At 71.9% G+C, this 12,663-nt stretch carries 11 protein-coding genes and 1 pseudogene; 7 read left to right on the top strand and 5 right to left on the bottom strand.

Annotated elements, in window-relative coordinates:
* Positions 1–45: 45 nt before the first annotated feature.
* From ACZ43H_RS14735 to ACZ43H_RS14725, 3 genes are read right to left on the bottom strand one after another with little or no spacing between them, the layout of a single operon-like run.
* Positions 46–1,107, bottom strand: a complete 1,062-nt coding sequence (locus tag ACZ43H_RS14735) for a glycosyltransferase family 4 protein (protein ID WP_464583995.1) — start codon at positions 1,105–1,107, stop codon at positions 46–48.
* A complete protein-coding gene (locus ACZ43H_RS14730) occupies positions 1,104–1,502 on the bottom strand; it encodes a 6-pyruvoyl trahydropterin synthase family protein (RefSeq protein WP_464583993.1) in 399 nt (132 codons plus the stop codon). Before ACZ43H_RS14730 ends, ACZ43H_RS14735 begins: the two co-directional genes overlap by 4 nt.
* A gap of 5 nt (positions 1,503–1,507) precedes the next feature.
* Entirely contained in the window at positions 1,508–2,488 is a 981-nt protein-coding gene (locus tag ACZ43H_RS14725) for a zinc-dependent alcohol dehydrogenase (RefSeq protein WP_464583991.1), read from the bottom strand.
* Between the two features lie 104 nt (positions 2,489–2,592).
* On the opposite strand from ACZ43H_RS14725, the gene ACZ43H_RS14720 reads away from it, so the two are divergent.
* A complete protein-coding gene (locus ACZ43H_RS14720; protein ID WP_464583989.1) occupies positions 2,593–4,788 on the top strand; it encodes a CDP-alcohol phosphatidyltransferase family protein in 2,196 nt (731 codons plus the stop codon).
* Position 4,789: 1 nt separating this feature from the next.
* Here ACZ43H_RS14720 and ACZ43H_RS14715 read toward each other — a convergent pair whose 3' ends face one another.
* Together ACZ43H_RS14715 and ACZ43H_RS14710 are read right to left on the bottom strand one after the other, a co-directional pair.
* Entirely contained in the window at positions 4,790–5,002 is a 213-nt protein-coding gene (locus ACZ43H_RS14715) for a hypothetical protein (RefSeq protein WP_464590908.1), read from the bottom strand.
* A gap of 82 nt (positions 5,003–5,084) precedes the next feature.
* Positions 5,085–5,549, bottom strand: a pseudogene (locus ACZ43H_RS14710) (ROK family protein); the annotation flags it as partial.
* A 132-nt stretch (positions 5,550–5,681) separates the two neighbouring features.
* Here ACZ43H_RS14710 and ACZ43H_RS14705 point away from each other — a divergent pair.
* The 6 genes from ACZ43H_RS14705 to ACZ43H_RS14680 all read left to right on the top strand — a co-directional run bounded on the left by ACZ43H_RS14705 (position 5,682) and on the right by ACZ43H_RS14680 (position 12,663).
* Positions 5,682–6,113 (top strand): helix-turn-helix domain-containing protein, encoded by a 432-nt coding sequence (locus ACZ43H_RS14705; protein WP_464583987.1) that lies wholly within the window; start codon positions 5,682–5,684, stop codon positions 6,111–6,113.
* Positions 6,114–6,288: 175 nt separating this feature from the next.
* Positions 6,289–7,653 (top strand): ABC transporter substrate-binding protein, encoded by a 1,365-nt coding sequence (locus ACZ43H_RS14700; RefSeq protein WP_464583985.1) that lies wholly within the window; start codon positions 6,289–6,291, stop codon positions 7,651–7,653.
* A gap of 64 nt (positions 7,654–7,717) precedes the next feature.
* A complete protein-coding gene (locus tag ACZ43H_RS14695) occupies positions 7,718–8,647 on the top strand; it encodes a carbohydrate ABC transporter permease (RefSeq protein WP_464583983.1) in 930 nt (309 codons plus the stop codon).
* Complete coding sequence (locus tag ACZ43H_RS14690; protein WP_464583980.1) at positions 8,644–9,552, top strand: carbohydrate ABC transporter permease; 909 nt, start codon at positions 8,644–8,646, stop codon at positions 9,550–9,552. The genes ACZ43H_RS14695 and ACZ43H_RS14690 overlap by 4 nt, the downstream gene beginning before the upstream one ends.
* A complete protein-coding gene (locus tag ACZ43H_RS14685; protein WP_464583978.1) occupies positions 9,552–11,555 on the top strand; it encodes a beta-galactosidase in 2,004 nt (667 codons plus the stop codon). The genes ACZ43H_RS14690 and ACZ43H_RS14685 overlap by 1 nt, the downstream gene beginning before the upstream one ends.
* A 70-nt stretch (positions 11,556–11,625) precedes the next feature.
* Complete coding sequence (locus tag ACZ43H_RS14680; RefSeq protein ID WP_464583976.1) at positions 11,626–12,663, top strand: LacI family DNA-binding transcriptional regulator; 1,038 nt, start codon at positions 11,626–11,628, stop codon at positions 12,661–12,663.

Raw genomic sequence — 12,663 nt, 5'->3', positions numbered from 1 at the left:
CCGGTCCTACGGCGCGGGCCGGTGGCCGGTTCACCGCTGCACAGGTCATCGGGCCACCGCCTCCAGCACGTCGGACATCCGCGCCGACACGGCCGCCCAATCGGGCAGCTGCGCGCGCCGGCGTACGGCGGCGTCGCGGAGCGCGGCGCGCAGGCGGGCGTCGCCGAGCCAGCAGCGCAGCGCGTCGGCCAGCGCCGCCGGGTCGTCCGGGGGGACCAGGAGCCCGGCCCGCGCGCCGGCGGACCCGCCCAGTGCCTCGGGCACGCCGCCGACGTCCGTCGCGAGGACCGGGATCCCGTGGGCCAGTGCCTCGGTCACGACCATGCCCCACGTCTCGGTCCGGGAGGGCAGGACCAGCAGGTCCGTCCCGGCGAAGGCGCTCTCGAGCGCCGGCCCGGTGCGGGGCCCGCTGAGGTGCACCCGGTCGCCGAGACCGTGCTCGTGGACCTGACGGGAGAGCCGGTCGACGAACCCCGGGTCGAGGTCGAGGGCCCCGATCCACACGCAGCGCCAGGGCAGGTCGGCGGTGCGGGCCAGGGCCTCCAGCAGCAGGTCGTGACCCTTGACGGGGGTCACCGCCCCCACGCAGAGCAGCCGGCCGCCCTCGGCGGACCCGGTGGTCGCCGCGGCGGTGTCGGCGCCGGGGGAGACCACCCGGACCCGCGCCGCCGACAGGTCCTCGTGCTCGAGCAGCCAGCGACGGGTCCAGCCGCTGGTCGTGACGACGAGCTCGGCGCTCGCCAGCACCTCCCGCTCGGCCGCCTGCACCGCCCCGGGGGACCCGAGACCGAGCGGCAGGTGCACGAGCACGACGAGCCGGAGCCGGGTCGCCGCTTCGGGCACGGACTCCGGTGTCGCGCAGGCGATCAGCCCGTCGGCGAGGACGACCTCGTCGTCCGCGACCCCGGCCAGCAGGTCGGCCAGGGCCGCGCGCGCCACCGGGTCCGGCCGCGGCCACGTGCCGGGCACCCGCAGCTCGTGGACCGTCCACCCGAGGGCCGTCAGCCCGTCGCAGACCCGCCGGTCGTAGCCGTTGCCGCCGCTGGGCCGGCTCGGGTCGTCGATCCCCTCCGGGACCACGACGTGCACGGCGCGGCGGGTGCTCACAGCGCTCGCTGGTAGCTCGCCCACGCCACGTGCGACTCGTGCAGCGTCACCGTCAGCCCGGTCACGCCCCGGGCCGCCTCGCCGAGCTCGCCGGCGTGCACCCGCTCGGCCAGCCGGTCGGCGACGAGCCGGGCCAGCACCTCGGTGGTGGTGTTGACCCCGGCGAGCTCCGCCTCGTCGTCGAGGTTGCGGTAGCCCAGGCCGGCCAGCACGCCGCGGAGCGCCTGCGTCGCGCGACCGATGTCGACCACGATCCCGTCCTCGTCGAGGTCGGGACGGGCGAACGCGGCGTCGACGACGTAGGTCGCGCCGTGCAGCCGCTGCGCCGGCCCGAAGACCTCCCCGACCAGGCTGTGGGCGACCATCACGTGGTCCCTGACCGTCACGGTGAACACGGCTCTCACTCCTCGTCGTAGCTGATCGTGTGGCAGATCCCGGGGACGGTCCCCGCCGTGAGCCCGGCCATCAGGTCCGGCAGCTCGGTGAACCGCGACGTGCCGGTGAGCAGGGCGTCGAACGCGGGGTCGCGCAGCAGGTCCAGCGCGATCGCGAGGCGCTGCGCCGGCGTACGACGGGCGCTCCTCGCGGGTGCGACGGTGCCGACCTGGCTGGACCGGATGGTGAGCCGCCGGGAGTGGAAGTCCCTGCCGAGGGAGAGCCGGGTCTGCAGGTCGCCGTACCAGCTCAGGTCCAGCACGACCCCGTCGGTGACCAGCAGGTCGAGGGAGAGCTGGAGCCCCGAGGAGGTGGCGCTGGTGTGCACCACCAGGTCGCGGCCCTCCTCGGCGTCGGCCGGCAGGGCGAAGCCGGCGCCGAGGGCAGCGGCGACGCGGGCGCGGCCGGGGTCGACGTCGACCAGCGTGACCTCGACCCCGGGGTGGCGTGCGAGCAGCCGGGCGACGCAGCAGCCGACCATCCCCGCGCCCACGACGGCGACCCGGTCGCCGACCAGCGGAGGGGAGTCCCACAGCGCGTTGACGGCCGTCTCCACGGTGCCGGCCAGCACCGCCCGCGTCGACGGCACGTCCTCGGGGACCAACGCCACGGCGGAGGCGGGCACGACGTAGGCGGTCTGGTGGGGGTGGAGGCAGAAGACCGTGCGGCCCAGGAGCTCGGGAGGACCCTCCTCGACGGTGCCGACGTTGAGGTAGCCGTACTTCACCGGGCCAGGGAAGTCGCCCTCCTGGAAGGGCGCGCGCATCGCCGCGCGCTGGTCGGGGGGCACGGCGCCGCGGAAGACCAGGGTCTCGGTGCCGCGGCTGACCGCGCTGTGCACCGTCCGCACGAGCAGGTCGTCGGGTCCGCGGGGCGGCAGCGGCTCGGGCCTGATCTCGCCGTGGCCGGGCTCGGTCACCCAGAACGCGTGCGCCTCGTCGGGCACGGAACCACCTCCTCGTCGCGGTTTGAACCACGGGCTCGCTGCGTGCGTACCACTCTGGTACCCGACGGCACGGAGGAACAGTGGTTGCGGTTCAGACGAGACCCTTGACCCGGCCCGGCCCTGCCCTGGGGCCGGCCGACCGGGTGACGCTGGTCCGGGCGGTCCTCGCGGCCGCCGTCGCCGTCCTGACCGTCGTGTCCTTCACGCGTGGCCCCCTGTCGGCGACGCTCCTGGGCTGGCTGGTGGGTCTCGCCGCGGTCGCGCTCGTGCTGGACGCGGTGGACGGCCGGGTCGCCCGCCGGACCGGGACCGCCTCGGCGTTCGGTGCGCGCTTCGACATGGAGACCGACGCGTTCCTGATCCTGGTGCTCTCGGTGTACGTCGCCGGGGCGACCGGGTGGTGGTGGGTGCTCACGATCGGGGCCGCGAGGTACCTCCTCGTCGCGGCCCGCCGGGTGCTGCCGCGGTTGCGGGGAACGCTGCCACCGCGCTACTGGTGCAAGGTGGTGGCCGCGCTCCAGGGCGTCGTCCTCACGGTGGTGGCGTCCGGCCTCCTCCCGCCGGTGCCCTCCGCCCTGCTGCTCCTGGTCGCGCTGGCCCTGCTGGCCGAGTCGTTCGGGCGCGAGGTCGTCGACCTGTGGCGCGCCTCCGCGGGGCCGGCGACCCGTGCGGTCCGACGACCCCGGCCGGCGGTGTCGGCCGCGACGACGGTGCTGGCCTGCCTGGTGGTCTGGGTGGCGCTGGTGCTGCCGAACGACGTGACCCGGCTGACGCCCGCGGCCTTCGCGCGGATCCCGCTCGAGGGCCTGGTGGTGCTGGGCCTGGCCCTGGTCCTGGCACCGTGGGCACGGCGTACGACGGCACTCGTCGCGGGCGCGGCGTTTGCGGTGCTGGTCGTGGTCAAGGTGCTCGACATGGGGTTCCACGCCGTCCTGGACCGACCGTTCGACCCGCTGGCCGACTGGACCTACCTCGGGCCCGGGTACGGCGTGCTGGGCGACTCCGTCGGGCGGGCCGGTGCCCAGGCCGCCGCGGCCGCGGTCGGGGTGGCCGTGGTCGCGGTGCTCGTCCTGGTGCCCTGGGCGGTGCTGCGCTCCACCAGCGTGGTGGCCGCACACCGGGACCGGTCGGCGCGGGCCCTCGCCGTGCTCGCGGTGGCGTGGGTGCTCTGCGCGGTCGCGGGCGTCCAGGTCGCCCCGGGCGCGCCGGTCGCGTCGACCAGCGCGGCCGCGCTCGCCGTCGACGAGGTGGGGCGGGTGCGGGCCGACCTCCACGACCGGCAGGTGTTCGCCGCCGCCATCGGCGACGACCCGTTCGCGGCCACCCCGGGTGACCGGCTGCTGACCGGGCTGCGCGGCAAGGACGTGCTGCTGGTCTTCGTGGAGAGCTACGGCCGGGTCGCGGTGCAGGACTCGTCGTTCTCCCCGGGCGTCGACCGGGTCCTGGACACGGGCACCCGACGGCTGGCCCGGGCGGGCTTCTCGGCCCGCAGCGCCTTCCTCACCTCACCGACCTTCGGGGCGGCGAGCTGGCTGGCGCACTCCAGCCTCCAGTCCGGGCTGTGGGTGGACAGCCAGCAGCGCTACGACCAGCTGCTCTCCTCGCGCCGGCTGACGCTCACGAGCGCCTTCGAGCGGGCGGGTTGGCGGACGGTGTCCGACGTGCCCGCCGACACGCGGGACTGGCCCGAGGGTGCGCGCTTCTACGGCTTCGACACCATGTACGACGCCCGCGACGTCGGCTACGCGGGGCCGTCCTTCAGCTACGCGAGCATGCCGGACCAGTACACCCTCGCGGCGTTCCGGCGCCGCGAGCTCGCGCCGGCCGACCGGTCGCCGGTCATGGCCGAGATCGACCTGGTCTCGAGCCACCACCCGTGGACGCCGCTGCCCCACCCGGTGCCGTGGCCGCAGGTGGGGGACGGGTCGGTGTTCGCCGGCATGCCCGAGCGGGGTGCCTCGCCCGAGCAGGTCTTCCGCGACCCGGACGCGGTGCGGGCGGCGTACGGCCGCTCGATCGAGTACTCCCTGCGCACGCTCGTCTCGTGGGTCCGCGCGCACCCCGACCCGGACCTGGTGCTGGTCGTGCTGGGGGACCACCAGCCGCACTCCTACGTCACCGGCCCCGACCCCGGCCACGACGTCCCGGTCAGCGTGATCGCCCACGACCCGGCGGTGCTGAAGCGGATCTCGGGGTGGGGGTGGCAGGGTGGTCTGCGACCGCACCGCGACGCTCCGGTGTGGCCGATGGACGGCTTCCGGGACCGGTTCCTGGCCGCCTACTCCTCACCCCGGGGTTGAGTCACCCCAGGGTTGAGTCGATGCGGTGCGGCGCGAAGATGTGGTCCGCCAGCAGCAGGGCGAGGCCGACGGACCCGGCTCGCTCCTCGAGGACGCTGCGCCGCAGCTCCAGGCGCCTGGTGGCGAGCGGGAGCGAGCGGGAGTAGACCATCTCGCGCAGGCCGGCGAAGATCTGCTCCTCGGCCTCGGCCAGCTGGCCGCCGATCACCACCACGCGCGGGTTGATGATGTTGACGGGTCTCGGACAGCGCGATGCCGAGCACCCGACCGGCCGCGCGGGCCAGCTGCACCGCCAGGGGGTCCGCCTTCCGGATGAGGTCGACGACGTCGTCGACCGTCTGGACGTCGCGGCCGGCCTCGACGAGGTCCCGGATCATCGCCCACCCGCCGGCCCTGGCCTCCACGCAGCCGTGGTTGCCGCAGCGGCACGCCGGTGCGTCCATGGGTGAGGGGTCGAGGAGCTGGGTGTGGCCGATGTCGCCGGCAGCCCCGTCGGCGCCCCGATGGATGCGGCCGCCCGCGATGATGCCGGACCCGACGCCGGTGCCGAGCTTGAGCATGAGCATCGTGCCGGCGTCGGGGAAGTGCGAGCGGTACTCGCCCCAGGCCATCGCGGTCGCGTCCTTCTCCAGCAGCAGGGGGCAGGAGTACGTCGACCCGAACCAGCCGCGCACGTCGTACTGGTCCCAGCCGGTCATGATCGGCGGGCTGACGACGGTGGCGCGCTCGTAGTCGACCGGGCCGGGGACCGAGAGGGACACCCCGGTGCACCTCCTCGCTGGTGCGGGAGACCTCGTCGAGCAGGGCCGAGGAACAGCGCGTCCACCCGGGGCAGCACCAGGTCCGGCCCGCTCGCTGCGCTGCGGAGGCGGCTCGGCCTCTCCCAGGGACGCGTGGCCGAGCTCCTGGGGGTCAGCCGCAGCTCGGTCCAGGGGTGGGAGCGCGGCCGGCCGCTGCCGCTGCACGCGATCCGGTCCCTCGCCCGTCTCTACGCCGTTCCCACCTCACGCATCGCCGCCGCCTGCGACGTCGCGTTCCCGCGGCAGCTGGATCCCATGACCTGGCGCCCGGGTGACCTCCCGGTCGTGCTGCGCGTCCTTCGTGAGTGGTCCGGGCTCACCCAGCGCGCTCTCGCGGAGCGGTGCGGGGCGAGGAAGGACACCGTCCGGGCGTGGGAGAGCGGCCGCACCCAGCCCGCGCCTCTTCTCAGGCGCCGGCTCGAGAGCCTCCACCGGCTTCCCCCCGACTCCCTGCTGGCCGCCTACCGGGACCGGGGGAGCGGCCCCGCGGGATCGGTCGACCTCACCTGCCCGAGACGGCGGTAGATCGCCCGTCGGCGTACTCCATCACCCCGGGACGCGACGCGTCCCGGGGCATTCATATGTCCGCACTCTTGACTTTTGCATGCGCATGCACAAATCTGTGACGCAGTTCACGCCCGAGGCGGGGGGCCGGGCAGAGTCGATCGGCATGAGGCCGGTCCGGCATCAGGAGAAGGGCATGAAACGCATGCGCACACCTCGTCTGTCCCTGGTTGCGGCCTCGTCCGCAGCGATCCTCGCCCTCGCCCTTTCCGCGTGCGGGTCGTCGAGCGACGACAGCTCCAACGGCGGGAGCGGTTCGTCCAGCTCGTGCGAGCCGAGCGGTGGGAAGGTCAACCTGACCTTCTCCACGTGGGTTCCCGGCATGGACAAGGTCGTCGACCTCTGGAACCAGAAGAACCCCGACATCCAGGTGAAGGTGAACACGGTGGCGGCCGGCAACGCCGGGACCTACCAGAACTTCACCAACGGCCTGAAGGCCGGCACGGCGCCGGACCTGGGCCAGGTCGAGTACGACACCCTGCCGAACTTCCGGCTCCAGGACGGCCTGGCGAACATCGCGTCCTGCCCCGGTGTGTCGGACGCCGAGAGCAAGTTCGTCCCGTGGACCTGGGGCCAGGTCGACTTCAACAGCAGCGACGGGGTCTACGCCATCCCGCAGGACAGCGGACCCATGGCCCTCTACTACCGCAAGGACATCTTCGACAAGCTGGGCCTGAAGGCTCCGACGACCTGGGACGAGTACGCGCAGGCGGCTGCCAAGATCCACGCGGACGACCCGCAGCGCTACATCACGTTCTTCTCCCAGAGCGACCCCAACTGGTACACCGGGCTGTTCTGGCAGGCCGGGGCCCAGCTGTTCGACACCAGCGGTGACAAGGTGTCGGTCACGATCTCGCCGAACGACCAGGTCGACCAGGTCAACGCGTACTGGCAGGACCTGATCGACAAGAAGCTGGTCGCCACCAACCTCCAGGGGTTCTCGACCGAGCTCTACAAGGCGTGGAACGACGGCAAGGTGGTCAGCTGGATCAGCGCCGCCTGGGGCTACAGCACCATCCGCGACAACGCCCCCGCGACGAGCGGCAAGTGGGCGGTCGCCCCGATGCCGCAGTTCACCGCGGGCGACGAGGCTGCCGGCAACTGGGGCGGTTCGTCCACTGCCGTCTTCAGCAGCAGCGAGCACCCGGCCGAGGCGGCGAAGTTCGCCATCTGGCTCAACACCGACCCGGAGGCGCTGACCCTCGAGAACCAGCTCGGTGGGCTCTACCCGGCGGCGACGGCCGGTCTCGACCTCCCGGCTCTCCAGAAGGGTGTCCCCTTCTACGGGAACCAGAAGATCTTCGACGTCTTCAAGAGCGCCAGCGCCGGCGTCGACGACCAGTTCCAGTGGGGCCCGACGATGACCGACACCTACGGAGCCCTCAAGGACGGCATCGTGAGCGCCCTCTCCGGACAGGGCACGTTGGACGACGCCACGAAGTCGGCCCAGGACAAGACCGTCGAGTCCCTGAAGGCACAAGGCATCTCCGTCGCCGAGTGACCCTGCCGTCATCACGAGCGCCGGGCCCGACGCGCGTCGGGCCCGGCGCCGGAGAGGAGGTCTGATGACCGTGCAAGAGATGCCTGCAGATGTCTCGGGAACGGCGCCACGTCCGGGCAGGTCGCGGGTCGGCTTCGCCCCCGCGATGTTCCTGCTGCCCTTCCTGGTCCCGTTCGTCCTGTTCTACCTGCTGCCGATCCTCTACGCGTTCTGGCGCAGCCTGCACAAGATCACGCGCTCCGGAGGGGTGTTCGGCACCCCGCAGGAGCAGTTCGCCGGGCTCTCGCAGTTCGGCAACGTGTTCAACGACGAGGACTTCCGGTCCAGCGTCGTGCGGGTGCTGGTCTTCGGCGTGGTCCAGGTCCCGGTGATGCTGGTGACGGCCCTGGTCCTCGCCCTGCTGCTCGACTCGACCCTGGCGCGGTTCAAGCGGACCTTCCGGATCGCGTACTTCCTGCCCTACGCCATCCCGGGCGTGATCGCCGCCCTGATCTGGGGATTCATCTACAGCCCCAACCTGTCACCGATCGTCAGCGCGCTGGGCAACGTGGGTGTCCACCCCGAGTTCCTGAGCTCGCAGATGGTCCTGTGGTCGATCGCCAACGTCGTCACCTGGACCTACACCGGCTACAACATGCTGATCCTCTACTCGGCACTCCAGGCGATCCCCCAGGAGATCTACGAGGCCGCCAAGATCGACGGGGCCGGGAACTGGGCGATCGCGACCCGGATCAAGATCCCGTCGATCCTGCCGGCGCTGGTCCTGACCGCCGTGTTCTCGATCATCGGGACGTTGCAGCTGTTCACCGAGCCGATCGTGTTCAGCAAGATCGCGACGACCATCACCTCGACCTACACGCCGAACATGGTCGTCCTCAACGCCTCCCAGAACAACTACGACTACGCCGCCGCGCTCTCGGTGACGCTGGCCCTCGCGACGTTCGTCCTGTCCTTCGGGTTCCTCAAGCTGACGCAGCGGCGGGCCGAGTCATGACCGTCACCGCAACGCCTCCTCCCGCCAGGGCGGACCAGGGCCCGGCGCGCCCCGGCCGCAGGAGCGCGGTCAAGGACAGCCCCGGCAACGTCGCGGTGGCCGTGGCCTTCCTGATCCTGATGGCCACGTACTTCATGGTCCCCGTCTACGTCCTGGTCACGGCCTCGACCAAGACGCAGGCAGAGCTGAGCCAGGGCGGAGGGCTCTCCCCGAGCACCTCGCTGCTGTCGAACATCAGCTCCCTGTTCGCCGAGGACGACCACGTCTTCGTCCACTGGCTCGTCAACAGCGTCATCTACGCCGTCGGCGGCGCCGCGATCGGCACCCTGCTCGCCTCCATGGCGGGGTACGCGCTGGCGAAGTACTCCTTCCCGGGCCGGGAGCTGATCTTCAACGTCGTGCTCGGCGGCGTCCTGGTGCCGGCGACCGCACTGGCCCTGCCGCTCTTCCTGCTGTTCGCCTACGTGAACCTGACCAACACGTACTGGTCGGTGCTGCTGCCGTCCATCGTGAGTCCGTTCGGCGTCTACCTCTCGCGGGTGTTCGCTTCCGCGTCGGTGCCCAACGAGCTGATCGAGGCTGCGCGGCTCGACGGGGCCGGGGAGTTCCGGATCTTCTGGCAGATCGCCAGGCACCTGATGGCCCCGGCGCTGGTCACCATCTTCCTGTTCCAGTTCGTGGTGATCTGGAACAACTTCTTCCTCCCGCTGATCATGCTCCAGAACCAGAAGCTCTACCCCGTCACGCTGGGGCTGTACACGTGGCAGTCGCAGGTCTCACGCGCACCGGAGCTGCAGGTCCTGGTCGTGGTCGGCTCCCTGATCTCGGTCATCCCGCTTATGATCATGTTCCTGATGCTGCAGCGGTTCTGGCGCAGCGGCCTCTCCGCGGGAGCGGTCAAGTGATGGAGCGGGTCACCGGGCGCCTGGAGGGCATGGCGTTCGGTGGGGACTACAACCCCGAGCAGTGGTCTCCCGAGGTCTGGCTGGAGGACATGGCGCTGATGCGGCAGGCCTCCGTCAACCTCCTGACCGTGGGCGTCTTCTCCTGGGCCATGGTCGAGCCTCGCCCCGGGGAGTTCGACTTCACGCCGCTCGACCAGGTCCTCGACCTCGCGCACCGCAACGAGATCCGGATCGACCTCGCCACCGGCACTGCCTCCCCGCCGCCCTGGTTCACCCGGCGCCATCCCGATGCGATGCTCGTCGACGCGATGGGAACGCCCCGCACGCACGGGGCGCGACAGGCGTACTGTCCGTCCTCGCCGGCGTTCCGGGAGGCCGCCGCCCGGCTCTGCACCCGCGTCGTGGACCGGTACGCCGATCACCCGGCGGTCGTCCTGTGGCACGTGTCGAACGAGTACGGGGACCACAACCACCACTGCTACTGCGACGTGTCCGCGCAGTCGTTCAGGACCTGGCTCCAGCAGCGGTACGGGTCGCTGGAGGCGCTCAACCGGGCCTGGGGCACCGCCGTGTGGAGCCAGCACTACGCCGACTGGGACGACGTGCTCCCGCCCCGCGCGGTCTCCTACAAGTCGTTCGCCAACCCCACCCAGCAGCTGGACTGGTGGCGGTTCAGCTCCGACGAGTTCCTCGCCCTGTACCGCGCCGAGGCGGCCATCATCCGTGCTCGCAGCTCCCTGCCCGTGACCACCAACTTCATGAGCTTCTTCAAGCCCATCAACTACCACCAGTGGGCGCCCGAGGTCGACCTCGTCAGCAACGACGACTACCTGCTCTACGTCGACCCCCGACGCGAGCAGCGCACGGCGATGTCCGCGGACCTGATGCGATCGCTGGCACGGGGCAAGCCGTGGCTGTTGATGGAGCACTCCACGTCGGCGGTGAACTGGCAGCCCCGCAACCTGGCGAAGACGGAGGGGGAGATGCGCCGCAACTCCCTCCAGCACGTCGCCCGAGGATCCGACGGAGCCATGTTCTTCCAGTGGCGGGCCGCGGCATTCGGTGCCGAGAAGTTCCACAGCGCGATGCTGCCGCACGCCGGGACCGACACGGCCGTCTGGCGCGAGGTCTGCCGGCTCGGCGGCGACCTGGGACGCCTGTCCCCGGTCATCGGCAGCGTCGTGGAGAGCCCGCGCGTCGGCATCGTCCTGGACTGGGAGTCCTGGTGGGCGGCCGAGCTGGACTCCCACCCCACGGTCGACGCCACCCCGATCACGCAGATCCGGCGCTGGTACGGCGTGCTGTGGGACCGCGGCGTGGTCGTGGACTTCGTCGCACCGGACGGGGACCTGACCGCCTACGACCTGGTCATCGCACCGTCGTGGTACCTGGTGCGCGACGAGGACGCCGACCGCGCCGCGGAGTTCGTGGCGGCGGGCGGCAGCCTGGTGCTGACCTACTTCTCGGGCATCGTCGACGAGAACGACCACGTCCGCACGGGCGGCTATCCCGGAGCCTTCCGGGACGTGGTCGGCCTGGTCATCGAGGAGTTCGCGCCGCTCCTCGGCGGCGAGCAGGTCCGGCTCAGCGACGGCGGCACCGGCTCGATCTGGACCGACCGCGCCCGGGTCACCACGGCCGAGGTCCTGTCCGAGTACGTCGACGGGCCGTCCGCCGGCTCGCCCGCGATCACGCGCAACGAGGTCGGGACGGGGGCCTGCTGGTACGTCGGCACCGAGCTCGGGGAGCCGGACCTGGCGCGGCTGGTCGAGACCCTGCTCGCCGGGGTCGGTATCGAGACCTCCCAGCAACCGCCGGGGGTCGAGATCATCCGCAGGACCTCGTCGGACCAGGCGTACCTGTTCGTCCTCAACCACACCCCGGAGGAGACGCTGGTGGCTGCATCGGGCCACGAGCTGCTCGACGACCGCCGGGTCGACGGCGAGCTCCGGGTCCCGCCCGGCGGCTGCGCCGTGGTGCTGGAGGAGACACGGGCGCCGTGAGTGTCGTCTGCTCTGGAGGGCGGTCGAGGATCGGTCCGGTCAGCGGGCCGACCTCGGCTAGCGTACGGGCATGAGTCGCGCGTCGGTCCGCAGCGTCACCATGGCCGACGTGGCCCGCGAGGCAGGCGTCTCCCAACCGACGGTCAGCCGCGCCCTCAACGGCGACACCCGCGTCGCCACCCGCACCAGGACAGCGGTCCTGGAGGCGGCCGACCGGCTCGGCTACGTCATCAACCGCGCGGCCCGGACCCTCGCCGGCAGCTCCACGAACTCCGTCGGCTTCGTCATCGCCGAGCACGAGGCACACGTGTGGGGCAACCCGTACATCCCGCGGATCATCTCCGGCATCAGCAGGGAGCTGAACGCGCAGGGCAAGCAGCTGGTCCTGTACGTCGCCCAGAACCGGCACGACCAGGAGAAGCTGATCCAGCACGTCTCCCGGGAGCGGACCGTCGACGGCTTCCTGATGATCACCGACAACCGGTCCGACCACTTCCTGCGGTTCCTGCTGGAGCGACACGTCCCGGTGGTGGTCGGGGGGCGGCCGCTGGGCTTCAAGCAGGCCAGCTACGTCGACGTCGACAACGTCGCCGGCTCGGTGGCAGCCACCAGCCACCTGCTCGACGTCGGCTGTCGGCGGGTCGGGATGATCACCGGGCCCCAGACGACCGGGGCAGGGGTGGATCGGCTCGTCGGCTACCGACGTACCCTCGCGGCGCACGGCCTCAAGGACAGCGGTGCCGCCTACTGCGCCAAGGACTGGGGCATCGAGGAGGGCTACGCGGGGATGGTCCAGCTCCTGGAGGAGCGACCCGACCTCGACGGGGTCTTCGCAGCCGGCGAGCTGCTGGCGCTGGGCGCCCTCTCCGCGCTGCGAGCCGCCGGGAAGCGGGTGCCCGACGACGTGCGCTTCGTCGGGTTCGACGACTCGCCGGCCGCGAGCCGCAACGACCCGCCGACGAGCTGCGTCGCACAACCGGTGGAGGAGCTGGGCCAGCAGATGGCCGCGCTGCTGCTCCGCCAGCTCGACGGGCAGGAGGAGACCAGGCACCTCATGCTCCCGGTCCAGCTCAACGCCCGTGCCTCGACCCTCGGCAGGGGCCACTAG

Source organism: Nocardioides sp. DN36 (assembly GCF_055380375.1).
The sequence above is the reverse complement of the archived record's forward strand: the minus strand, read 5'-3'. Positions and strand labels throughout refer to the sequence as shown.

What these genes read in the sequence shown, in the direction of transcription:
- ACZ43H_RS14700 (WP_464583985.1), top strand. Translation starts at nt 6,289, where the DNA reads ATGAAACGCATGCGCACACCTCGTCTGTCCCTGGTTGCGGCCTCGTCC.
- ACZ43H_RS14695 (WP_464583983.1), top strand. Translation starts at nt 7,718, where the DNA reads ATGACCGTGCAAGAGATGCCTGCAGATGTCTCGGGAACGGCGCCACGT.
- ACZ43H_RS14690 (WP_464583980.1), top strand. Translation starts at nt 8,644, where the DNA reads ATGACCGTCACCGCAACGCCTCCTCCCGCCAGGGCGGACCAGGGCCCG.
- ACZ43H_RS14685 (WP_464583978.1), top strand. Translation starts at nt 9,552, where the DNA reads ATGGAGCGGGTCACCGGGCGCCTGGAGGGCATGGCGTTCGGTGGGGAC.
- ACZ43H_RS14680 (WP_464583976.1), top strand. Translation starts at nt 11,626, where the DNA reads ATGAGTCGCGCGTCGGTCCGCAGCGTCACCATGGCCGACGTGGCCCGC.